General features: G+C 53.6%; 22 protein-coding genes. All 22 read left to right on the forward strand.

The annotated features are described in order from the left end of the window. Positions 1–21 precede the first annotated feature (21 nt). The 22 genes from GQS10_RS18280 to GQS10_RS18385 all read left to right on the forward strand — a co-directional run bounded on the left by GQS10_RS18280 (position 22) and on the right by GQS10_RS18385 (position 24,188). Positions 22–777, forward strand: coding sequence for a vWA domain-containing protein (locus tag GQS10_RS18280; RefSeq protein ID WP_166244966.1), 756 nt, complete (start codon positions 22–24; stop codon positions 775–777). A 5-nt stretch (positions 778–782) separates the two neighbouring features. Further along, positions 783–1,601 carry a protein phosphatase 2C domain-containing protein gene (locus GQS10_RS18285; RefSeq protein ID WP_166244900.1) on the forward strand — a complete coding sequence of 273 codons (819 nt, stop codon included), beginning with the start codon at positions 783–785 and terminating at the stop codon, positions 1,599–1,601. Further along, complete coding sequence (locus tag GQS10_RS18290; protein WP_166244902.1) at positions 1,598–1,909, forward strand: EsaB/YukD family protein; 312 nt, start codon at positions 1,598–1,600, stop codon at positions 1,907–1,909. The genes GQS10_RS18285 and GQS10_RS18290 overlap by 4 nt, the downstream gene beginning before the upstream one ends. A gap of 25 nt (positions 1,910–1,934) precedes the next feature. Continuing rightward, positions 1,935–5,987: a type VII secretion protein EssC gene (gene essC, locus GQS10_RS18295; RefSeq protein ID WP_166244904.1), complete on the forward strand. Its 4,053-nt coding sequence runs from the start codon at positions 1,935–1,937 to the stop codon at positions 5,985–5,987. 100 nt (positions 5,988–6,087) lie between these two features. Continuing rightward, positions 6,088–6,369 carry a WXG100 family type VII secretion target gene (locus tag GQS10_RS18300; RefSeq protein ID WP_166244906.1) on the forward strand — a complete coding sequence of 94 codons (282 nt, stop codon included), beginning with the start codon at positions 6,088–6,090 and terminating at the stop codon, positions 6,367–6,369. Positions 6,370–6,601: 232 nt separating this feature from the next. Next, the gene (locus GQS10_RS18305; RefSeq protein WP_166244909.1) at positions 6,602–9,484 is read left to right on the forward strand and encodes a hypothetical protein; all 2,883 of its coding nucleotides are present in this window, start codon (positions 6,602–6,604) and stop codon (positions 9,482–9,484) included. A gap of 103 nt (positions 9,485–9,587) precedes the next feature. Beyond that, on the forward strand, positions 9,588–10,658 hold the full coding sequence (locus GQS10_RS18310) for a CpaB family protein (RefSeq protein WP_207952339.1): 1,071 nt from the start codon (positions 9,588–9,590) through the stop codon (positions 10,656–10,658). 32 nt (positions 10,659–10,690) lie between these two features. Then, a complete protein-coding gene (locus GQS10_RS18315; RefSeq protein WP_166244911.1) occupies positions 10,691–11,539 on the forward strand; it encodes an AAA family ATPase in 849 nt (282 codons plus the stop codon). Further along, on the forward strand, positions 11,526–12,941 hold the full coding sequence (locus tag GQS10_RS18320) for an ATPase, T2SS/T4P/T4SS family (RefSeq protein ID WP_166244913.1): 1,416 nt from the start codon (positions 11,526–11,528) through the stop codon (positions 12,939–12,941). The genes GQS10_RS18315 and GQS10_RS18320 overlap by 14 nt, the downstream gene beginning before the upstream one ends. Before the next feature lie 10 nt (positions 12,942–12,951). Then, positions 12,952–13,962 carry a hypothetical protein gene (locus GQS10_RS18325; RefSeq protein WP_166244914.1) on the forward strand — a complete coding sequence of 337 codons (1,011 nt, stop codon included), beginning with the start codon at positions 12,952–12,954 and terminating at the stop codon, positions 13,960–13,962. A 7-nt stretch (positions 13,963–13,969) separates the two neighbouring features. Beyond that, positions 13,970–14,875: a hypothetical protein gene (locus GQS10_RS18330; RefSeq protein WP_166244916.1), complete on the forward strand. Its 906-nt coding sequence runs from the start codon at positions 13,970–13,972 to the stop codon at positions 14,873–14,875. 18 nt (positions 14,876–14,893) lie between these two features. Next, positions 14,894–15,046 carry a hypothetical protein gene (locus tag GQS10_RS18335; protein ID WP_166244918.1) on the forward strand — a complete coding sequence of 51 codons (153 nt, stop codon included), beginning with the start codon at positions 14,894–14,896 and terminating at the stop codon, positions 15,044–15,046. 12 nt (positions 15,047–15,058) lie between these two features. Further along, positions 15,059–15,610 (forward strand): hypothetical protein, encoded by a 552-nt coding sequence (locus GQS10_RS18340; protein WP_166244920.1) that lies wholly within the window; start codon positions 15,059–15,061, stop codon positions 15,608–15,610. Between the two features lie 3 nt (positions 15,611–15,613). Further along, positions 15,614–16,159, forward strand: coding sequence for a hypothetical protein (locus GQS10_RS18345; protein WP_166244922.1), 546 nt, complete (start codon positions 15,614–15,616; stop codon positions 16,157–16,159). A gap of 16 nt (positions 16,160–16,175) precedes the next feature. Next, complete coding sequence (locus tag GQS10_RS18350; RefSeq protein WP_166244924.1) at positions 16,176–16,517, forward strand: hypothetical protein; 342 nt, start codon at positions 16,176–16,178, stop codon at positions 16,515–16,517. A gap of 21 nt (positions 16,518–16,538) precedes the next feature. Then, positions 16,539–17,555 carry an S-layer homology domain-containing protein gene (locus GQS10_RS18355; protein ID WP_166244926.1) on the forward strand — a complete coding sequence of 339 codons (1,017 nt, stop codon included), beginning with the start codon at positions 16,539–16,541 and terminating at the stop codon, positions 17,553–17,555. 11 nt (positions 17,556–17,566) lie between these two features. Continuing rightward, positions 17,567–21,139, forward strand: a complete 3,573-nt coding sequence (locus GQS10_RS18360; RefSeq protein ID WP_166244928.1) for an Athe_2463 domain-containing protein — start codon at positions 17,567–17,569, stop codon at positions 21,137–21,139. A 19-nt stretch (positions 21,140–21,158) separates the two neighbouring features. Beyond that, positions 21,159–21,974: a hypothetical protein gene (locus tag GQS10_RS18365; RefSeq protein WP_166244930.1), complete on the forward strand. Its 816-nt coding sequence runs from the start codon at positions 21,159–21,161 to the stop codon at positions 21,972–21,974. A gap of 15 nt (positions 21,975–21,989) precedes the next feature. Continuing rightward, complete coding sequence (locus tag GQS10_RS18370; RefSeq protein WP_166244932.1) at positions 21,990–22,286, forward strand: hypothetical protein; 297 nt, start codon at positions 21,990–21,992, stop codon at positions 22,284–22,286. An 18-nt stretch (positions 22,287–22,304) separates the two neighbouring features. Further along, positions 22,305–23,330, forward strand: coding sequence for a WXG100 family type VII secretion target (locus tag GQS10_RS18375; RefSeq protein WP_166244934.1), 1,026 nt, complete (start codon positions 22,305–22,307; stop codon positions 23,328–23,330). A 35-nt stretch (positions 23,331–23,365) separates the two neighbouring features. Continuing rightward, positions 23,366–23,917 carry an STM3941 family protein gene (locus tag GQS10_RS18380; protein ID WP_166244936.1) on the forward strand — a complete coding sequence of 184 codons (552 nt, stop codon included), beginning with the start codon at positions 23,366–23,368 and terminating at the stop codon, positions 23,915–23,917. Next, positions 23,904–24,188: a DUF4176 domain-containing protein gene (locus GQS10_RS18385; RefSeq protein ID WP_166244938.1), complete on the forward strand. Its 285-nt coding sequence runs from the start codon at positions 23,904–23,906 to the stop codon at positions 24,186–24,188. Before GQS10_RS18380 ends, GQS10_RS18385 begins: the two co-directional genes overlap by 14 nt. Positions 24,189–24,197: the final 9 nt, after the last annotated feature.

Raw genomic sequence — 24,197 nt, forward strand, 5'->3', positions numbered from 1 at the left:
CTTGGGAGAGTGAAGGATTCAATGTCGTACACCGTGTTAGCAACACAGCAAAATCCGGCACTTGTTGTTTATTTGCTGGATATCAGCAGATCAATGACGCTCCCTATGGGAAAAAAGCGACGTATTGATGTTGTGACGGAGTCGTTAACGGCTGCCGTAAAGCAAATGGTTTTTCGCTCTACCAAAGGAACAAGATTGCTGCCCCGTTACCGCATTGCCATGTATGCGTACAGCGACCAGGTGTATGATCTCTTGGGAGGCATTCGCAGTGTCGATGAGGTGGCAAGGCGGGGCATTCCCGAGCTGATCCCGCAGCAGCACACGTCGGCGGCCTTGGCGTTCGAAACGGCCGAGCGCCTGCTGGAAAAGGAGCTGCCGGAGCTGCGGGAAGGGCCGGCGCCGCTGATCTGCCACATGACGGACGGCTCCCCTTCCGGAGGGGCGGGCGACCCGGAGCCGGTCGCGAAACGCTTGATGCAAATGGCGGTTCCCGATGGAAATGTCCTGATTGAAAATATTTTGATTTCCGATGAGCTTATCGGGGCTCCGTTGACGGATGTGAAGCAGTGGGAGGGTTATCATTCCCATACGTCATTTGCCGAAGAGGGAGCGGAAAAGCTGAAACGAATGTCATCCGTAATCCCTGAAACGTATCGGGAAACGATGCTGGACTCGGGCTATCGGCTCGCCGAAGGCTCTTTGATGCTGCTGCCGGGTTCGAGTCCTGAGCTGGTCGCGCTTGGATTTCAAATGTCTGCAGCAACGCCGGTGAGGTGAGCGGCTTGAATGAAAGGTTTACGTACCGGACGAATCCGCATACTGACGCCGAATTGCGGCAGTATCGCGATGCGTCCTTTTTGTGCCGCTACGGCGCTTTGAGGTCCGGGGAGGCGCGGCAGTATGGAGAGCCGGGGCAGGATTATTTGACCTTTGCGGCGGACGGGCAAGCCTTCTGGTTCGTGATGTGCGACGGCGTCGGGCTTTCCTTTCGGGGCGAGCTCGCCGCTCAACTGCTGGGCGACAGTCTGCTGAATTGGGGAGCAGAGCTTGAGCTGGCCCGCGCAGGCAGTGAAGCGGAGCTGGCAGCCTCGCTCACGGAGCGCCTTCAGCAGCTAAGTGAGCGGGCCTGCCGGGAGGTGGGGCAGAGTCCAATTCCGGAGGATGCTCCTCCTATGCTGCGGGAGGTGCTCGAGGAAAAGCGCAGCAGCGGCAGCGAGGCGATGTTTGTTTGCGGTAAAGTAGAGTGCCATCCGGGCGGCAGGGATTCGAATGTGTTGCTTGCGTGGATGGGAGACCTTCGAGTTAAGGGCTGGGATTCGGAGGGAAGGCCGCTTGACGGGCTGCAGGCAGAGGGTCAACGCTGTACCGGGATGCGCTGGTCCTCCCATCAGGGTACGAAGGGAGTGCAGCCCTTTGTGTGGCTGGGAACGTCCCGCATGCTGAGGTCGCTGTTGATCTATACAGACGGGCTTAGCGAGATGGATGGGATCGTGAGCTTTCCCGAACACGAGACGCTTCAGAATGTTATGAACCACTCCAAGGAACGTGCGGATGGAGATGACGCGACGGTAATGACATTAAGCTGGCAGGTGACAGAATGAGAAAAGTAGTCGTGACCTTAATGCTGGATGAAAGCAGCGAGGAGTATATCGATCTTGAGCTTCCGGCGGAGGTGCCGGTGGAAAGGGTGACTCGGCTTATTGCAAGCGGACTTCCGATCCCTGCTGCCGTAGAGGGGGCTGTGCTTGACGCTAAGGCTGTCGGGGAGGATTGGCGGGAGCTGCCCGCGGATTGGACCTTGACTAACGCAGGCGTCCGCGATGGGTCTTACCTGCGCTTCCGGCATCCGGTACCGGACTTCACCCCGACGGAAGAGCTTCCGGTTGCCGGCTGGAAGCCGTTATTTTAGGGGAATAAGCTGAGGAGGGTGCGGTATGAACAACGTGAGCAAGTGGAGCGAGCTGGAGCCTTTTATTCAGCGTTCACCTCGAATTAAGAAATCGGTCAAGAGGGGGACCGTGGACATTCATCGTCCGCCGAATGCCCCCACGAAGCCGACCTTTTCGTTATTGTCGCTGGTGTTCCCGCTCATTATTACGGTGGGCGGCGTGCTTGCGATGGTGTATTTTGTCCCCACTAAGAATTCGAATCAAATCGCCTATCAAATGATTTTTATGGCTATGATGATGACCTCCTACATTCTTCCGGGCATTATGCATCTTTCGGCGAAACGGCAGTATCGGATCGCGGTGGAGGAGCGGAAGCGGAGTTATTTGAAGCAAATGCAGCTGCACCGGGAAGAGCTGGAGGCGGTTCGCCGCGACCAGAAGGCGATTCTGCTCGGGAATGACCCGGCGCCCGAGATGTGCCTGGGAATTATTAAGGAGCGGGATGAAGCATTATGGAGCCGGTCGCCGCTGGATGAAGATTTTCTTCATGTGCGGATCGGAACCGGCGAGGTGCCGTTCGGAATCACGGTGGAAGCCCCCCAGCAGGACGGCTATAACCGGGATCCTCTGATCGAGGAGGCGCAGCAGATCGAGGATGATTACCAAAGCGTATCGGGTGCTCCGATTGCGCTCCCGCTGCGGGCGAAGGTCATCGGCGTCGTCGGAGACCGGACATCCGTCATGAATGCGGTGCGGGCCCTATCGCTTCAGCTAACGACCCACCATTCGCCGGACGAGGCGAAGATCGGGGCTGTTTTTTCGGAGAGTGCCGAGAAAGAGTGGGGCTGGCTGCGCTGGGTTCCGCATGTTTGGGATGATTCGCGGCAAATGCGTTTCCTCGCGCGCGATGCGGCTGGGGCGCGAATGATGCTCGATTATTTGTATCATGCGCTGCACAGCCGCAAAATCAGCTCAAGTGGGGATTCACGCAAACGGGCCGCACTGCCCGCTTGGATTTTGCTGCTGGACAACTGGGAGCAGTACGAGGATGAGCCGCTCATGCATTTGCTGCTCAACGAGGCGGAGGCGATAAACAGCACGGTTGTGCTGCTGTCCGACAGCAGGCAGAAGCTGCCGATGCAGTGTAAGGATATTGTCGAGGTGAGGCTGGGCGTCGGAACACTGTACCAGACCTTTGTCAGCGAAAAAGCGGAGACGTTAACGCGTGAGGTTACCTTTGTTCCGGATCGCGTGCCTGCCGACTACGCGGAAGAGGCGTCGAGGCTCATGGCGCCGTACCGCTTGAAAAAATCGTCCTCCGGTGACATTCCGAATGTTCTGACTCTCTTTGATTTATTCGGGATCGACAGCATCGAATCGCTCAATCCTGCAGTGGAGTGGTCGCGCAACCGCTTCCCGCAGTCGCTCCCGGCGCCGGTAGGCGTCCGGTCCGGCGGCAAAGAAGTGCAGCTTAACGTCCATGACAAAATTGAACGTAAAGGCCACGGGCCCCATGGACTGATTGCCGGAACGACCGGTTCGGGTAAAAGTGAGGTCATTCAAAGCTTGATCGCCGGATTGGCGCTTAAGTATCACCCGCATGAGGTTGCTTTTATGCTGATCGATTATAAAGGCGGGGGAATGTCCAACACGTTCGAGGGGCTGCCGCATGTCGTAGCGACTATCACAAATCTGGAGGGCGGCAATTTGATCGAGCGGGCGCGCGTCTCGTTACGGGCTGAATTGGAGCGAAGGCAGCGCTTGTTTAACGAAGCGGGCAACCTGCAGCATATCGACGAATATTACCGCTCTGCTTGGAGAGAGCGCGAGCCGCTGCCGCATCTGATTATTGTCATCGACGAATTTGCCCAGCTGAAAAAGGATCACCCGGACTTTATGGCCGAGCTGATCAGTATTGCTGCCATAGGCCGGACGCTGGGCGTTCACTTGATTTTAGCGACGCAAAAGCCCGCTGGGGTTGTCGACGATAAGATTTGGAGTAACGCAAGATTCCGCATTTGCTTGCGTGTACAGGACGACGCCGACAGTAAAGACATGCTGAAGGTGCCTGACGCCGCTTGGATTACGACACCTGGCCGCGGGTATTTTCAAGTAGGCAGCAACGAAGTGTTTGAACTGGTGCAGTTTGCGTGGAGCGGGGCGCCGTATCGTCCCGGCAAGGAGCAGAGCACCAGCGAAGAAGGGGTATTGGAGATCGACTGGAGCGGACGACGCCGGGCATGGTCGACGACGGAGGAGTCTAGTGCCGGCCGGGTCTCTGAAGAAGCCTCGCGCAAGCAGCTTCAAGTGTTTATTGACTGGCTGCGGGACCAGGCGAAGGCGCATGGCATCCGTACGCTGCCCGGCCCTTGGCTGCCTCCTCTGCCGACGGCGCTTGCGCTGGAGGAATTGCTTCCGGCCGATTACGGCTGGCATGGCAGCGGCTGGACGGAAACGAGCCAGTGGCTTCAGCCGGTCGTCGGACTTGTCGACGATTTGGCTCATCAGCGGCAAATTCCGTTAACGCTGGCGCTGGATGAGGGGCATTTCCTCGTGTACGGTATGCCTGGTACCGGGAAGACCACATTCCTGCAGACGCTGATGGTTTCGCTTGCCCGTCAGCATCAGCCTTCCGATTTGCACATGTATGTGCTCGATTTTGGCCGTATGCACCGCGACCTGGCGAAGCTTCCTCATGTCGGTGATATTTTGCAGGAAGAAGATACGGAAAAAATGAGACGCTTGTTCATGCTTTTAAATCAACAGGTAAACGAGCGCAAGGAGCTGCTGGCGAACGCAGGTGTGAAGACGGCTAAGGCGTATCGCGCGGCAACCGGGCTTCGCCTGCCGGCGATCGTCGTAGCGATAGACGGATACGTCAGCTTCAAAACGGCTTACCCTGACGAGCATGAGCTGCTGGAGCCGCTGCTGCGTGAGGGCGGGAATCTGGGGATTTTGTTCATCACAACGGTTAACCGTATTTCGGATATTTTCGATAAGATTCGCAGCAATTTCGTGTCCGCGCTTTCGTTTGAGCTAGCGGATACGGGGGATTATTATTTTGCCGTCGGGAAGCCGGTTAAGCCGCTTGTGGACGCTCCGGAAGGCAGAGGGCTGGTCAAAGGGAATGTCCCGCCGCTAGAATTCCAGGCAGCACTGCCGGCACCGGGTGAAAATGAATCGGAGCGGACCCAGGCGCTGCGCTCGATTGCGCAGACCATGGAACAGAGCTGGTCAGGTCAAAAGGCTCCGGCCGTGCCCGTTCTTCCCGATAAAATTCCGTTCCTGCCGCTTCTTGAAGAGGCGGAGCGTGCGGGGGCTGAGCCGCTGTCCGTACCGGTCGCGCTTGAGGTCGACTCGCTGGCTCCGTTTACGTTAAAGCTGACGGACGGTCCGAATTTCTTGATCGGCAGCCGCATCGAGGGAGGAAAGACGGCCTTTTTGTACTCCTGCATCGTAGGGCTTGCTTATTTAAACTCCCCGCAGAATGTTCACATGTACGCGGTAGATTTTCGTCGAACGCCGCAAGGACTGCAAACGCTGCGCTCTTTGCCGCATATGCGGAGAATTGCGGATCAGGAATCGGAAATGGCGGAGATGCTGCAGGAGCTCCGGAACGTGATTCAAAATCGGAAATCGATGGAATTCGGTTTGGAACCGGAGGGGCAGGGCGGAACCGAACCGGCCATCATTTTGTTGATCGATGATGCGGAGACCGTTGCGAAGCGCATATCCAGCGATTTTGACGCGCAAAGCGATCTGGAATATATTCTCCGGTACGGCAAAGAAAAAAACGTGTTCGTCATCGCTGCGGGAATCGCCGCCGACTTGGCAAGCTGCTACGACGGCTGGATCAGTTCGTTGAAAAGTGCTGCTACCGGATTTTTGTTAGGAGGAACAGACTCACAGGATATCCAGCTGTTTCAACTACGAATGGACTATTCTGAAACCGGAAAAACGTATCCGCCGGGTCTTGGGTACTATGTACGAAGACGCAGTCTTAAGGTTAAGGCCGTTTTCCCTTATGATATGGAGCTTGAAACGGTGTCGAATTGGGGCGAACGAATCTGCAAAAAGTGGGAGATTTGCCCAATATGAATTCGACTAAGTTCAGTATAAATTAGTTATTGTTACATAGTTATATTTTGCCAGTGGCAAATAACTAACTAGGCTTTTTTATCGAGGGAGGAAAACAATCATGGCAAATCGTATTCTCGTAACTCCGGGGGAGCTTCGCAACGTTGCGCGTCAATTCCAACAAGGCGGAGATCAAACGGAGCAGCTGACAAACCGTTTAACACAATCGCTGAACGGTATGCAGGGACAGTGGGACGGGATGACGAAGGAACGCTTTTTCCAGGAATTCCAGAACGCTAACAATAACATGAAGCAGTTCGTGCAGATGCTGGAAAGCATTTCGCAACAATTGAATAGCATCGCCGATCGTTTCGAACAGCTTGATAACGCAGGGGCAAGATAGGAAACAAATATTGGCTCAAAAGACCAAGCGAGAGCTTGGTCTTTTCTCGATGTACCGCTGCTGCCATGTGATGGAATTTTACTATTTTTGGTACTTTTGGCATCCATAGCTGCTTAACTGGCCGGCACCCATTCGTGAATGTAGAGTGGATAGGTGTTGAGGTTCAGTTTGAGGCATTTACATAGCACTGCATCAGGAGATATAACGACGTAAACGTTTCAGGAGGTTCACTATGTCTTTTCAGCCAAGAGCGGGAGATCGACTCCGTATTCACGGTGCAGCATACCGTTTCGCCGAGCACCCGGCCGCACCGGGAATGCCCTACGGTCAGGAAGGTCGCCAGGGCGTGGTGTACCGACTGGAGGAGGTCGAGGGTCGGGAAGGGATGGCTGCCTTAAAGGTGCTGCGTCCCCGCTTTCGGGATGACTCCTTGCATAAACAACCAGCTGCATTTAAAGCTCTATCCAATTTGCCCGGGTTGTCCGTTTGCCGTCGCGATGTGATTGGCATTTCCACAGAGCCCGGTCTTGTAGAAGAGCATGACGAGCTGAATTGCGCCGTACGGATGCCCTGGATTGGGGGGCCTTCATGGATGGAGCTGGTGGCGGAACGGGCGCCGATTCCGAAGGAGACGGCGATTCAGATTGCTTCGGCTTTATGCGAGACCCTTCATATCATGGAGCAAAAAGGACTTGCCCATTGCGATCTCTCGGCCGCGAATGTGCTTTTGCCGGGATTAGATGGCGGGAGTACACCCGGTATGCCGCCGATGCACACGATCGAATTGGTTGATGTGGAGTCGCTGTACGGAGAGCGGTTGGAACGTCCGGCGGTCATTCCGCTCGGTTCCCCCGGTTACGCTTCGTTATCGGTTTGCCGGACCGGTATCTGGGACCCGTATGCGGACCGGTTATCGGGAGCGATTTTACTGGCGGAAATGCTGGCTTGGGCCGATCCGAGAGTGCGGGCTGCCGCTTGGGGGGAAAGTTATTTTGCCCCGGAGGAAGTGCAGCATGCTTCCGAGAGGTACGAGACCTTGCTGGCTGCGCTCCGGGAAATGTACGGCCCGGGAGCGACGGCGCTGCTGGAAGCGGCCTGGTCGAATGAAGCGCTGCATCAATGCCCACGCTTCACGCAATGGGCCGAATTGATTCATTCGATTCGGACGACGGGGCGTGCGCCGGATCTTGCCGGAGAACGGGACGAAGCGGGAAGCGCGGGAGTCTCCGTTCTGTTTATCGGCAGGGAAGATGCGCAGCAGGGGAAGCATCGGCTGGAGTCCTCATATGACGGCGTCGGAGCTGTAGAGCTGTTTCCTAGCCTAGCGGAATGGATAGGGGGTAAAGGTAGTTCTACCGCAGCTTCGGATGCATATCCATATATTCTTGTTTACCCGAGCGGAATGGCGAAGGGGGAAGAGCTCAGTGAGCTGAGACAGTTACAGGAGCAGCTGATCGGCAGTGTGGAAGGGAAGCGGCCGATTGTCTATGTGCTTCTGGAACGCATTCATATGCTGGAGGAAATCATTGAGGCGGAGGATGCGATTGTTTACGAGCAATTTTGTGTTTGCTACGGGAGGGACATCGTTTCCGTAGATGCTGCCGATCTACTTGCGGGGAAGCGGGACGCCTATGGGACGAAGCATCCGCGCTTCCGGCATGAGGAGCCCTGCAGGCTGCAGCCGAAGGCAGCTATAGCGGAGCCGCCGCGCGAGTATAACGCGAACGCGGTGGATGCGTTTGGCGGCGCCCCGGCGCCGGAGCGAGCCGCGGGCTACGCGTCGCAGCCAGCGCCAGAGCGAGCCGCGGGCTACGCGCCGCAGGCAGCGCCGGAGCGAGCCGCGGGCCATGCTCCGCAGCCAGCGCCAGAGCGCACCGCGGGCCATGCGCCGCCGCCAGCGCCGGAGCGAGCCGCGGGCCATGCTCCGCAGCCAGCGCCAGAGCGCACCGCGGGCCATGCGCCGCCGCCAGCGCCGGAGCGAGCCGCGGGCCATGCTCCGCAGCCAGCGCCAGAGCGCACCGCGGGCCATGCGCCGCCGCCAGCGCCGGAGCGAGCCGCGGGCCATGCTCCGCAGGTAGCGCCAGAGCGCACCGCGGGCTACGCGTCGCAGCCAGCGCCGGAGCGCCCTGCGGAGTCCGCAGCAGCGGAAGACCTGCCTAAGGCGGATAAGGGCGGCCTCATGCAAAGCCTAAAAAACAGATGGGGCATCCGCTTCGACAATCCTGCGCCGCCATCCGCTGGAGGCGGCAACTCAGGCGATGGCGGCGGCCGCTTCCTCTGGAGCCGTAAAAAGCAGGTCAAGGTGCCGAAGCATGGCATCATTGTCGTCACCGGCGACCGCAGAAGCGGCGTTTCATCGACGGCGGCGAATATCGCCGACCTGTTAGCCGGGCACGGAACTGTCATTATTCTCGATTTTGATTATAAGCGTAAAGGCATCTCGCATTATTTCCCGAACGCGATGAAGCGCCTGGAGGACGAACGCCAAACGTTCGGGCTTTATGCGGCGCTCAACAACCCGCGCTTGCTGGAGGACGTTATGTTTGTCGAGCATGAGACGTTATCCCTCGTAACGCTCACCGAGGCGTATGTCCCCAGTGTATTCGGCGGGGTCCAGGAGCGCAGGGTCGGGGAAAAGACGCGTGAGGAGCTTTTGGAGGATAAGCGTTTTTACGCGCTTCTTCAATACGTAAAGACGGCGGCCGACTGGGTCGTCGTGGACCTTCCTTCGGAAACGCGGGCGATTATACCCGATGTCTCGATTTATGCCGATCATGTGATCCTGTGCGCTCATAATTCGGAGCAGGCGATTTCCGATTTGCTCTCGGTAGAGCTCGCGGGAATGATGGCGGAGAACGAGGTCGCCTTTCTGAATTACATTAACCGCGGCCGAGTGGTGCTGACCAATTATGAACCGACCAATCGTTACGGGAAACGTGAAATGACGGAGGAAGTCGCGGAGAAATTTATACGCGATCATGGGCCGGTATGGGATATGCGGGTCATCGGCTCGGTGCCTTACAGTCCAAACTTTTCATTACAGCAGCAGCATGGCCGCTTGTTAAGCGCGGGTGAGTTGAAGGAAGCCTTTACTCGCATTATTGAGGCGTTATAAACGGAAATTGATGCCAATGGGGCTCGCAAGCTCGGCGCCAAAGCAATGAAGATACACCAAATTTTCCATACTGCTTGGATCTGCTCCAGGAGGAAATTAACCTATGCTTTTGAAAACACGGCCCGGCGACAGCAGGGTATTAGCTAACAAGATGAAGTCCATGGGCGTATATGCGATTGCACTCATCGTGTTTCTGATTGCGATGATCATGAATTTTAATATTGCCTCCCAGTACAAGAAGGACGTCGATGTCGCTGTGTTCAGCCGCGATGTAGGCGGAGGAATGGTCGTTACCAGCGATATGCTTCAGAAAAAGACAATCGCCAAACGCGACTTTGACCGTGATGTTATGATTCCTTATTCGGAAGTGGAGAGCGTGGTGACTGGGAAATACACGGCACACTTCATTGCCGGCGGCGTACCGCTGCAGGATGACTGGTTTACGGGCACCAAGGTGGAGCGATACAGCTATTTGAACACCATGGCCGAAGATGAGGAATTTGTAACAATTCCTTATGATTCAAAGCTCAGCGGCGGACGAATTCTCGTTCCCGGCGATGAGGTGAAGATGTACGCCGTCTACCATGAGGCGGACCCGGTTACAGGGAGAATGAGCAAGCTCGCCGAGGTTGATGTGCTTTTCCCGAAAATCGAAATCATCGATCTGCTGAACCAGCAGGAGGAATCGATTCGAAATCTGCTGGAGGACGCGGAGCGTCTTCCGAAAGCGGAGCAGGAGCAGCTGCTCGCCAAGAAGGAATTCCGGGATAAGCTGCTGCCCAAATATTTGGGATTGATTATGAAGCATGACAAAGCGGAGGAGCTGCAAAAGTTTCTCGGCAACGGACAAATTCAGATTAAGCTGGACTTGCTGAAGCGGGTCAAGGAAGATGACGAGCCAAGCGATACAACCGGCAGCGTCGTTCAGGAGCTGTTGACCGCTCCGAAAGAAAATGCCGGCGGGCCGCTGGAAGAGCAGCCAGCCGGACAGCCAGCCGGACAACCGGGACAGCCTGCTCCGCAGGATGCAGCGCCAGGCGCGGGCACGGCGCCGCCGCCAGCACCAGCCGCACCGGATGCCGCAGCGCCAGGAGCGCCGGCGGCCGGCACCGATCCTGCGTCCGTTCCTGCGGCACAGCCGCCTGCAGCCGCTCCGGCACCAACGACGCCTTAGCCAATGGGAATTGCTGAGAGGAGGATGCATCTGTGGATTTCTTAAAACGAACAAAGCAAATCATTGAGCTTGATATTGAGCGGCTGCTGAAGGACTTATATTTTTGCTCCAACTTCGGCTTTATATCACTATTGAACGGAGCAGGCGCATCTACGCTGGCGGTCAATACGGCATCGCTCTTGTCCCGCCAGGGCAAGAAGGTGCTGCTGCTGGACGCAAACTTTCACCAGCCGAACCTGTTCCATTTCTTCAACGGAATGAGTGTGCCGGATGAAAAATCCGTGTCGATGTATTTTGCCAACAAAATTACGGAGAAAGATTTGAACCTGAAGGTGCCGGGCCATGAAAACCTGTGGCTGATCAGCGCCTCGCCGACCGACCGCGTCGATAAAATTATGCACGCAAATGAAGAGAATATATCCCGGCTGATGGAGTACGTGTCGAACACCTTTGATTTTGTCATCGCCGATATTCCGTATTTGCCTTTTGCCAGCTGGTTTCTCGACATCATCGAGCATATGGACAAATCGGTTGTCGTCTGGGATGAGCAGATCGACTGCGGCTACAAAACGATGCAGTTGATCGATTTCCTCGATGAGCACAGCGACTGCGTCAATATGATGAAGAACATCGTGGTGAACAAGAAGACGAAGCGCGCCTACGAATTCGATAAGATCAAGAGCCAATACAATTGCAATTTTGTGTGTTCCATTCCTTACATTGAGGAAATGAGCGAGCTGAAGTCCAACGGAGAGTTGATTCTGGATTCGGGCAAAATGACGCGCGAGTTTAACAATGAGTTTTTCACGATGATCGACTATCTGCTCAGCAACCATAAAATCAGCAGCCGAAGGGAGGCGCAGATGCTTGCTAACTCCTGAGAGGCTGATTCAAAGACGGGCGAAATACGGAAAAGGCATGCTCTACGCGAAAGAAGTCATTTCCTTCGCCAAAATCGTAGAGCAGTGCGGACGTTATCTGCATCGCCTAAACCGAGAGCTGAATATGTCCGCGCTTCAGGCCAAACGCAGAACGGTTGAAAATATCGACCGCTTCGTCAATGACCTTGAGGTGCAGGTCGAGGGGTACGAGGACCCGGATGCGCTGCGCAAAGCGCTGAAGGACGAGATGATTTATTACGGCATCATCTCCGAGCTCATGGACAACAAAAACATTAACGAAATTCGCGTAAATGCGCATGACCGGATTTTTTATGAGGAAAATGGCATTACCAAACGGTTCCATAAATCATTTTCCGGACCGGACGATTCGCGGCGGGTCATTGAGCGTCTGCTCGGCGAGGTGCGGATTACCGAGAACGAGCCCTTTAAAAATGCAAGGACGCTGGAGGAAGGCTGGCGCGTCAATGCGATTCACGCTGAGATTTCGCATACCGGCGAATACGGCGTCGTCATCCGGAAGTTTAAGGAAAACACAATTACCGACGAGGATTTTATTGCAAGCAAGGTCATGAGCGAGAAGATGCTTGCTTTCCTAAAGTTTTTGCCGCAAATCTACATCAATTGGTGGACAGTCGGCCCGACGGGCTCGGGGAAAACGGTATTAAATGAAGCGATTCTAAAAAATGTGCACCCGACGGACCGGACGATTATCGTTGAAAACCCGACGGAAATCCGCTTCGAGCAGTATACCGATGGGACGAAAACCCATGTGACGAATGATTTTTTGCAGATCGTAGCCAAAAACCCGGACCCGGAAAACGAGAAAAACCCGAACTGGCCGACGATGAACAACCTACTGACCAACGCCCTTCGGCAGACGCCAAGATACTTGGGGGCAGGGGAGATTCGGACGCCGGAGGAGTTTAAAACAATGCTAGTCGCCGCACAGACCGGTCACCATACGTTTGCCACGTTCCATGCCGATAGCGCGGAGATGGCACTGCAGCGTTATTTAACCACCTATTTGATGGCTTCGCCTAATGAGCCGCCGGATCTGGTTATGAAAAATCTGTGCAGCACCATCGATCTCATCGTTTGCATGAAGCTGTTTCCGAAGACGGGAAAGCGGAAGGTGACGCAAATTGCCGAGGTGCTCGGTTCTGACGGGCTTGATCCGAAAATCAACGTGATTTACGAGTACGAGATTGAGAATGTCGAGGACGACGGGACGGTCCGAAGCAGCTTTATCCGCAGAAATAAAATCAGCGACAGACTCGTTCGCAAGTTTAAAGATGCGCATATTCCATTGAGCCTTTATGAGCATTGGCTGCGCGAGCCGACCGGGCCGGGCGGAGACGTCGAGGCCGTTCTGGTGGAATAGGAGCGCAGCCATGATTAGAGAGCTTAAGGATTTCTTGTTTAGTCCCGATGTGCTGCCGTATTTGCTCGCGCTTTTCGCATTTTTCCTTTTTACCGTCAAGTATTGGAAGATCGATCTTCGCAAGCAGTCCACCGACATTGGTGCGGGAGTGTTCCGCAAGCTGATCGCCCTTGGGGTGGAAAACCACCGCAAGCGGGTGCAGCTGGAGCAAATCGGGGTAAAGCAGAACAAGTATAAAAGAGCGTACCGCAGTATTTTGAAAAATGTCATTGAAGCGTATGAGCTGCGCATTACCGTCGAGCATTTCACAATTTTTCTAATGTCGCTTTGGGTGCTGTTTTTGGCGCTGCTCGTCTGGATCATTGAAGATATTTTCTTGTCCGTTCTTATTGCGACTCCGGCGATCGTGGCGCTGTTTGCTTTGATCGTAACGAGCGCGAAGGAACGGATTCGCCACCGCGACAATATTGTGATGGATTTTCTCGATGTGGTTTGTCCGCTTATACGGCGCGGGGTGACGGCCACCTTTGAGCGGAACCTGGATGCGGCCTCGCCCCACATTCGCGGTCATATTCAGACCTACATCAACCAGCGCAAATTCAGTACGATCACCGTTGATAAGGCGATGGATGATCTGGCCGAGAAGCTGGGACCACGTTTCTACGAATTTGCCCGCAAAGCGAAGGTGTTCGAGCAGAATGCCCGCGAGGGGGATGCCGAATCGTTTATGGATATCGTCGAGATGAATAAGCTGATTCGAACCTTTGATCTTCGGGCAGACGCCCTGTTTGAACGAAAAAAGCAGGATATGCTCGGACGGATTGCCATCATTATCGTTGTTGCGATTTACGCCAATTATTTCGGGATATCGGCGGAATTTATGAAGGAAACCGCCTTCGGCCTCGTCGTCAACTGTCTTGTTGTCGTTGCTTGTCTGACGATCTATGCGGGAAGTCAGCTGGTGCAAATTACAGCGAAGGTGGCCGACGAGGAAGAAAGCAGCATGGGCGGAAAGGGGTGAGCAGAAGATGGATATTTTAATGTTTTCCATCATCGGCGGGCTGGCGCTTGGATTGATCGCGTTTAAGCTGGCTGTTGCTTGGCTTCGTCCGGTTTCGAAAAAAAAGGCGGTTCGCTTCAAGCTAAAGGATCAGAGGCGTGCGGATGAGGACTGGAACCCGGATACCGTATTCCAGCTGCTCAAGCTCGATTTGAAAAACCTGTACTTATCCAAAGAGTTTGAAGATAAGATGAACGCGGATCTAAGGCGGATCGGTTCCACGAAAACCGCAGAGACGATCCGTAAGGAGCAAATTTTATTGTTTTGCTCATTTACCGGAATCGGATTGTTTTCCTACTGGGTTCTGCATCCCGGTCTCGGCTTGCTGGCCTTCTGTATCGCGGTTGCCGGCTGGGTATATCCCAAGCAGTCCGTGCAGGCGGAAATCCGCAAGGTCACCAAGCATATTGAAATGAAGTTTCCGGCTTTCTACAGGCGTAATTATTATGCCTACAAAAGCAACGTGAACACGGCGCTTTCGCGCGTTATCGAATCGCATATGCGGGTATGTGATCCCGATTTTCGCAGGGAGCTGAAAACCGTGCTGGAGGATATCGAGTCGCTCGGAGAATTTGAAGCGATTCAGCGCTGGAAGCGCAGACTCCCGCTGCCGTATGTTATCCGCTACGCGGAAATTATGGAAAGCCGCCTTAAAGGCGAAAACAACACGGCGGTCATGGAAAATTTCAAATACGAGCTCGATAAGCTGCGCGAAACGCAGATCGATAAAGAGCTGCTGCGCGCGGAGGGCCGAATCGATAAGGTGCTTGGCCTTACGTATGTCCCGTTTTTACTGCTGTTGGTCGTATATTTCTTGGCTCAAATGCAAGCCTCCGGCTTGGTTGAGATGATAAACACATTCCGTGCGGATTAAGAGAGGAGGAAAACTGCAATGACGAAATTTGCTAAGGTTGCCGCTACAATTTTTATTATTGGTGTCATCATTACGATCCTGCAAACCAACATGGGCGGCTGGATTGGAGACATCTGGGATATTATGTTCGATCAATTTGATGAATGGATCGGCGGAGACTCGACGACATAATGGGGGATCAGCGTGACTAGTTTTTTCTGGATGATCATCCGTTGGACCTTCCTGATCTTGGCGATCACCGTGATTTTTTCGCTTCTTGCCTTTTTTCCTTATGTAATGGATATCAAAGCCATGAGTCATGTCATCGCAATGGATGTGATGAGCAAAGGCTATTTCGATCATGACGTCCGCCAAAAATATATCAGGGAATTAAACGCGAATGAAGGCTTTACAGGGAATTCAACCATCGTGCCGAATGAACTGGCGCCCGGGGAGTCCTATATCCCGGGCGTGTCAGGGCCTCCGAACATTTCCATTGAAGCATGTTATGTAACGGAGGGAGGAGCTTGCCTGCAGATTCAGCCGGTCAGCGGATTGGAGGCGAGCCAGCGTGTGGCGGATGCCTACGCGAGCGGAATTGCTCCATATGATGTGCTTGATCGGGATATCCCGATTCGGGTTACGATCAAAACGAATTATAAGGTTCAAGTGATGGCATTCGGCAAGCCGCTCGTGGCGTATTTGCCGATGGTGATTCAATCGTCGGGCATAACGACCCGCGATTACAGGTGGTAGCCGATGGGACTTCGAACGTTTATTATCACCATTTTAGTGGGAACTTTGGCGGTTATGATTACCGTAGATTTGATGCGCTTTTTTGAAATACGCGTCGATCTGCATGCGGAATCGGAAAAGACGTTGAAATATGTGATCGCCAACGCGGGCACGGGCAATGCATCCAATGTGCTCGGGGGAAGCGGGGCCGTCGGCGATGCCGTGCGTACGGCCTTTCGTCAATATATTACGAACGCATATATGCAGTCGGGAAAATATATCGTGACGGAAAAAAGCCGGGGGAATATTGTAGCTTTTACGATTGAACCGAATCCATCGCTGCTGCCCAATGAAAAGCTGCGTCTCGCCCATGGCCGGATGACGGCACAGCTTCGTTTCCGCGTGCTGAATGCGGAGCAGCAGCAGTATGAGATCGGCGTTGGGTACCGGCGATATCTTGTTTCGGCGATGAACTTTCATGCAACGCAGGACGATTATTTCGATGAGACAGGAGTGTTAAAATATCCGGTCGATTTTATCCGGATGGTCAGCTTGAGGTTTGGTTATTAGGCTGGGGGGATGGCTGATGAAAAAGAAAATCATAGCTGCGGCTGCCGTTCTGCTCGTTGTTGGATCGGCTACAGTGCTCGCGCATGATACGTATCGTTACAAGAATGAATATTACGAGCCGATCGCTCCGAGAGAGGATTACGGCAAAGTCAAACAAATCGAAGGTGACTTCCGCGAGCAGGAGATTAGCAATTCGCAGGCTGAGGTCATGTGGACAGAGGGGAAAGTAACGGTCAAGAAGCCGGATGGCTCGACAGCGCAGATGGATACGGATGTAGCCGGTTTTCGCGTCAAAAGCCATACGTGGAACGGTTCTACTTACGGACCGGAGCTGGAATATCACACATTCGGCGACTAGATAAGAGGAGGCTGGACAGGGATGATAAGGAAGTACATACAAGGCGCAGCCGTTGGGGCGGCTCTTACACTGGTAATGGCTGGAGGAGCAGGGGCGGCAGCTTCTTTTCCGGATTTGCAGGGACATTGGGCGAATGCAACCGTGCAATGGGGAGTGGAAGCCGGGGCGGTAAACGGATATCCGGACGGTACGTTTAAGCCGGATAATACGGTAACCGAAGCGGAATTTCTGGCTATGCTGATCAAGGCCTACCAGCCGGACGGCTTACAGAAGCCTGAAGAAGAAAGACACTGGTCTGACCAATATTACAATTTTGCGGTGCAGTACAATTACCCGGTTGAAGGCAAAAGCGGGTCGGCACCTAAGGATCAGGCGATTAAACGGGTAAAGGTCGCTGAGCTGCTTGCCGGCGCAAACGGAGTAAATTATTCCGGAGATTTGGCCATCCGTTACGTCATCACCGAGCAGATTTCGTTAGGTAAAGTACACGGCGAGCTTTCGATTGAGAGCTTTAAAGGCGGGGATACGCTGACACGCGCCGAAGCGGTACAGTTCATTCGGAATATGAAGGAAAAGGTGGAAACCCTTCAATTCCGTCCGACGACACCTTCTCCGGAAGAGGATTTGCTGGAAATCCGGGAAAATGAGCTGATTGTCATCGACAGCATTGAAAAGCAGCTGGAGAAAGAGGTTTTGCCTTCTTATGCCGGATATACGCTGAGCAATAACGGATCGGGAATTGTTACCGTGAAGGATCCGGAAGGTACGGCCGCTGTGGTAATTGTGTACGATGCGGCGATTGACAACCGCTTGAAGCAAATTTTGGTGGAGGATACACGCAAGGATGAGTTTTTAGCGTTGATGGTCGATGTATTCCAGATGTTTGATATACCGGTGGAGGACTCCTTCGCGGCAACCGTACGCGCGGCCGATGAGAGCGGTACGACTACAGAGCTGAAAGCAGGGGCAGCGACGCTTGAAGTGCAGCCTTCCGCGAGGCTGCGGTACAAGGTCGGCGTCCATATTAGCGGAGTATAACGGAGGAAACTATGCGGAAAGCAATCGTTCTTGTTCTCACGCTGTGCTTGCTTCTTGCTTCCGTAGTGCCTGTCTCGCTTATTTATGCCGATGATAATCAATCCGTGGAGCAGCGGTTTAAAGCCTTTATGCGCAATAAGCCGCTGGACAATTCGTATACTGCTGCGGAGTTTGCCAAGGATAACCGGCAGTTATACACGGATATTAGAGAGTATTTTAAGAGCCTTGGAATCGTCGAATCGATTGAAACACGAGATGAAGGCAAGCTGACGCTGAATTATGCATTGGCAGCCCGCAAGGAGCTGATCGTGTACGGTAGGCCGTCTGGCGCAACGAATAAAGCGGGCTACAAGGACAATGAAAATACGAAGTGGCGTTTCTGGGGGTACACGGAAGAAGGAGCGCCCTATTTTAATATGGAATTTCCAGCTGATGCCTCTAGCAGCAGACCCATCTCGGAGCGTAACTGGTTAAAAGAGCCTTGGAATCATACCAAGGAATTAGTGTTCAATGACAAAAAAATGCTCCCTGAGCCAAACTCACTTGTGGGTAAATCGGTGCAGGAACGCGCAAAGATGCTGGAGAAGATGGAGAACCATTACTCCTCCTCCAATCCGAAGGCGACCTTCGTCGCAAGTATGGGGGAAAAGTTTACCATTGAAGATTTAGTGGATATTGCCTACATCGAAGTGGCCCCGACCAATTTCGGTCCAGGACAGGCGACGCTGTACCATCGTGTTTACGATAACTATGGCGCTTGCCCCAGCGGCTATAGGAAGGCAAAAGATTATATGTCCGGAAATGAAGTCAAGTGTTTTGACGATTGGTATGAAACCTTTTATATTCCGCCGGAAAAAAGCTTGTTTCAATCCAACAACATTTCCGTCACCGGAGCTCACTCCGACCCTAATGCTATCTCGAATCCGGGAGAGCCGCTCGAGCTGAAGGCAACGATCCGGCTGCGTCTAGGTCTTGACCGTCCGGAGTCGGTGCGCATTCTCGTCGAATTTATACGGCAGGACGCAACGATCGCCAGGAAGACGATAACACTGTCGAAGACCAAAGCATCAGCCACCGTTTCAACGGATTGGCGGTTCCCGGCGAGCAGTGAGGTCGTGACGGTGCGAGCGACAGCCGTGGACAGCAACGATTTTAAGGATTCGCAGTTTAAGGAGTCCGATCCGAATGACAATGAAGCGAAAATCATCGTCGCCGTCAACCCGGCCGGTATGAACCCGGAGGGGGACGATGAAGGGATGCTGGAGATCGGCAGCCTCAGCTCTATGGATTCGGGGGTACTGTCTTCGTTTGGCGGGAATCCCGTATTTATCGAAGAGCTGGCTCAGGCGGGCGGCAGTCCTTCGCGGTACTCCGAGCTTTCGACAGAGCCGGTTTGGTCGGACACCTTAGGCAACCCGATCGGGCCAAAATCCTTTTTTGCGTATGACGGATCGAATACTTATATGAAGCTCTCGTCTCTTGCTTCCTTATCGGGGGCGAAGGTGACTACGACCTATACGTTCCCGGAGCGGCAGACGGAAATTGAAACGATCCTCGAGGATACGCATCAGCATTGTACATCGCTGCCGGACGGCGGGGAATCGTGCCGGACCGGATATGATTATTTAACGTTTTACCGGCTGCAGTCGGATGAGTCGTTTTATTCGCAGGATTTGTTCAAGTACGAGGTCACCGCCTCCAAGCCTCCGGAAATTAACACCTTTTATGTAGACGCGAAGGGAGATCTTCATCTCTCGGCGGAAGCGTTCGGTTATCCGGAAAGCACGATGAAAGCGGATCTCCTGTTTGATTTTGATGCAAACCTGAGCAAGCTTCCAAAAGAACTGCAGTCGCTGGATAACCCGAAGCATCCGATGGGCGGGTACTGGCGAAAGCATGTGCTGCCAGAGTTTCAGGATACAAAGGCCGAGGGCTTTATTCATCCGTTGACGGAATCGGACGGGGCTCATGTATCGGAGGGAGAAACCGCAAAGCTGCAAAGCAAGTCGGGAGGGGAAGTGGTTATTTCCCAGAAGAAATTGCTGGAGATGTTTGCGGTAAGCAAGCAGCTCGACTTGTTCGGTAAGCATGAGGAATATAAAGCGGCCAGCGGTGCGGAAAAGCATCAGCTTGGCAAGTTTACGGAGAATGGCGGCGGCATTGAGCCGGATACGGTTGTTTTTGACGCGAGTCCGAAATATATAACGCTTTATGTTACGGATAAATTCGGACGGTTTGATCATGTCACGATCCGTTATACGCCTGTAGCCGAGCATGACGACAAGGGACAGCCGGAATTCGCCTACTTCCAAGGGAAGTCCTTCACTGAGCATGGAGCAGCGACTCGATTTGAGCATGCCTCCGTATACGGGAAGCATTCCATTCCTGTTGGGCATGACCAATCCGTCCATATCCATCTTACGATCCCTGAACGCGTCGGATATACCGAGAAGCCTGGCTTCTTAGCGACATGGGCAACGGATTTCGAATCGATGAAGGCCGGTGCGGCGGTGAAAATCGATATTGGCGGTGATGACTCTGTGAGTCCGCGCGCCGTCCGTCTAGATACGGAGCACGGAATCAACTCGTATGCATCAGATGGATCGATCAACAAGCTAGGGCTGACTTACCGGCAGGAAAATACCGCCTTCCGCCAATTTGATCCGAAGGATTTTTACAATGCCAACCTGTTGAAACGGGAAACGAATAAAGCGGGCTTTACTGCTTTCCCGCGGGTTCTCCGGGCAGGGCAGGGGGTCTTTGTCGAGGGGCGGCTGGAAGTGCGTGCTGTCTTGGAAGGCGGAACACAGGCAGAGCGGGTTGACCGGATGGTTGATTTTGTGGAAAGCCTGTTCCGGCAAACCGGCAATGACCGTTTTGCAGTGTATGGAAACAGTGACGAGGAAATTATTATCGATGCAAAGGCCAACGGCGCCGATATTCCTTACCGTGATTTACACGATAACCGTTCCGGTGAAGCACGGACGACGGGAGGCGGAGTACACGAGGTGGAATTGAAGTCGGGTGCCGGAGCACTTCGTCAAAGCATTCGAGCACTCATTGAAAACGGCTATCTGTACTCACAGGAAATCGTGATTGCAAGAGACAGCAATGGAAGCAAAAGCGTGGGGCAGACCCATTTCAGCTTTGAGGTACCGGTTCATTTGAAGCCGGCGGAAGGTAGATTTGGCGGGGGGAACCGAAATACGAAGGATTTGCTGTTTGGGGACCCGAACCAGCCTGACCGTATGAATATTCGCGCCTTTCTCGTGCACCCGAATACACAGGACGGCTTGTACACGCTGCGACTGCAAGGGACCGCCAATCTCGTTGAGCTTCATGGCGAATTTGCCGGCAAGCAGCTCAAGCTTTACAGCAGCCTGGAGCCATTCCTTGTCAAGGGAAGTGTCTTTGACGATGTGTGGGGGGAAGCGAATACGGTTACGCCGCGGGTGGAGATCACTCCGCTTCCTGTGCCTGTGGAGGTTGTGCCTGCTCCGACTGATCCTTCCACCGGTGGCAGCAGCAGTGGAACGAGCGGTGAAGATTCCTCAGGCGGCGATGAGTGGTACTGGGTGGAATAAGCTTCAGCGGAGGTAACACATGCTTAATGGCGATGGAATCGTACTCGATGTTCAAGAGTTTGCTGTATTGACGGCTCTCTTGGACGCGGACATGGTAATTGGCTTAGATGACCCTTACCTGGGGTACTTGGAAGAAGAAAGACAGCGTGCGATTGAAGAGACGCAAATTCGGCTGCTGGAGCAGGGGATCGTCGTTGTCCACGAAGATGCGCTTGATATTGAAGAAACCCATGCCGTACTTACCGGGGTTTGCGCGGCCGCCCGAACCCTTGCTGTGCTGCGGATAACCGGGAATCAAGATAAACCTTTACACGAGAGCGCATTTTATTTTACCCAAGAGCTCGTCGTAGAGTGCAAAAAGAACATGGATTCGAGGGAAGCTCATTATGAGCTCGTATCGATGGGTCCGCCATATGTATGTCTTGCGGGAATCGTAGATCGCTGGCTGGGAACCGGACGGGAGCAAGGTGGAGAGGCGATGCCTTCTCTTCCTCTTCCGTGCTTTGAACAGCTCGTGCGCGATCAAGGGCCATTAAGTGAGGAAACGATGCAAATGCTTTCTCAATCGGTGCCTGCGGAGGGCGAACGAGAGAAGCTGATCGAGCTTTTTTCCAACAAGCGGGGAGTTCTTGATTTTACGGTTATGACGTGGAATGAAAGCCGAATGGGCTGGTCACACAGCGATATTCGGTTTTTGCTGGGACAACATGACGCATATCGAATTGAGGCAAAAACCGCACAGGGCGGAGAAGTCATAATGAAGCTTATCCCTTGCGGCGAAAGTGAAATGATCGAGCGGCTGGAGCAATCGGTGCTGAAGACTTTGCAGAACTGAAGGGATGGGGCGGTTATGGCGCTGCGAAAGGGTATGAACGGTCTCTTTTTTGCTCTAGGTTTTCTTTTATGTTATTTATGGGTATCGAATAAATCGGGCCTCGAGCTGTTTTTGGCGGGAATCGGAGATTGGTCGTTTCTTGTTTTCCACCTCACGGGGTTGTTTCTGCCGGTTGTTGTTTGTGTATTTGTAGAGAGCTGGCTTCGGCGAACAGCACCGGCTGCCCAGGAGCATCCTCGAAAAAAGCGGCTGAACACGTTTGTGTCGTATTGGCTTGGGTTTATTCTCGCGATGTTTTTATTTGATTTCTAAGGAAAGGAGGAGCTTAACGTGTCGCGTATATTAGTTCATCCGGAAGGGCTGCTGCGTGCCGGCAATGTGTTTGGAGCGGCTGCGGCCGATTTATTGGAGATTCAGCAGCGGCTGTATCGAGCGACCCAGTCGCTCAGCTGGGATTCGAAGCAGCGAATCGGCATGGAGCGGGAATTTCAAGAGGCGGCCAATCGTGCCCGGCAGCTGGCTGGACGCATTCATGAGCTTTCTGGAAGCCTTCGCCGGACAGCGGAAGCGTTCCAGAACCTCGATCAGCAGTCCGCCGGACAGCTTCAGGGCCGGCTGGCGAAGTCCCGAGTCGCGGTATCTCCTTATTTTCTTGCTGCGGCCGGATTGAGTGCGCTCGGAAGCTTACTTCCGAAATTGGGGGCAGATTGGCGCCAGCTGATCGATCCGAAAAAAATGGTTGGTAATGTGGCCACCCTGTACGAGGCGTATCAAGCCATAGACCAGCGCATGAAGGGCTTCTATATAGAGAAGGTTTCCCGCGCCTCGGGTGATTTCTATCGGGTACATAATGGGCAGACGGTGGGTATTAATGGGCGCAAGTATGCGATCTCCAACCAGCATCAGACCCCCCATGTCGCCAAATATTTGGATCCGAAGGTAGCGGCTGCGGAAGCGGTCAAATGGAAGTCCTTGAAGTCGTTAGGCGGGTTAGGGATCGCTGTAGAGGCTGCATTTGGCGTGAAGGAAAATATCGATGCGAACGCCGGCGGAAGTAAAATCGTCGCGGACGCGACAGTCGATGTGGCCATCGGCGTCGGAAGTATGGCGGCCGGCGCTGCAGTAGGCGCGCAAGTTGGTGCTGCGGTTGGTTCCGTTGTGCCTGTAGCCGGTACGATTGTCGGCGGTGTTGTCGGAGCAGTAGCCGGAGTCGGCGTATCCGTCGTTACGGACGTCGTGCAAATTAACGGGAAATCGATAAGTGAATGGGCCAAGGATGGTGTGAAATCGGCGATCGATGGCGGTTTGGACTTAGCGAAATCTGCAGGAGACGCCATAAGCTCCTTGTTTGATTAACGGTTTTGCGGCGGGCAACGAGAGGAGATGATAACATGACGATCCAGCCAAACGATTTTGTCGTTTATCCGAGCAGGAAGAGACTCTTTGGTTTTATTTTTTTATGCTGCATCTTTGTTTTTATAGGATTACTGATGATCGGTGCGACCAGCGACGATGAAGTGCATTGGGGCATCACGATTGTAGGAGTGCTCTCTACCCTTTTTTTCGGGATCTGTCTCTTGTTTTATATGTTCCGGATGATATGGAGGAAGCCAGCACTCATCATTGGAGATAAGGGGCTTTACGATAACAGTACCTATCCGCGGGTCGGTGAAGTGAAATGGGAAGAAATTGAGGAGCTCGAGCTTCTTGTCTATATGGGGCAGCCGATGCTTGGGATTCGTACTAAGGATCCTAATCTTTTGTATAACCGGGCAACGGGCTTCAAGCGCTGGCTGATCGGTGTCAATAAACGCCTCATATCAACCCAAATTAATATTCCGCGGAATTTATTATCTGTTCCGCTTGAAGTCGTATTTGAAGAAATGCACCGCAGAAGGTCCACAGCTGCTGCCAAGGAAGGAGAAAATCATGAAATCGATTGAGCATTTACTCCCCATCGGTTCGATTGTGCTTCTGCGCGAAGGGACGAAAAAGCTGATGATCATCGGGAGGTTTCAGAAGCTGCTGAGCTCCGCCGAAACCTACGATTATATCGGCTGTTTATACCCAGAAGGGTATCTAAAGCCGGATCAAAACTATGTCTTCAACCACGACGCAATCGCTGAAGTTGTGCATGAAGGGTACTCCAACGAGGAGGAGCAGGCTTTTTTATCGGCTGTGCAGGAGAAGCTTTCCTCGAATGAGGAAAAATAACGTCATGCT

Source organism: Paenibacillus turpanensis, from assembly GCF_011421635.1.
Classification (GTDB): Bacteria; Bacillota; Bacilli; order Paenibacillales; family YIM-B00363; genus Paenibacillus_AK; species Paenibacillus_AK turpanensis.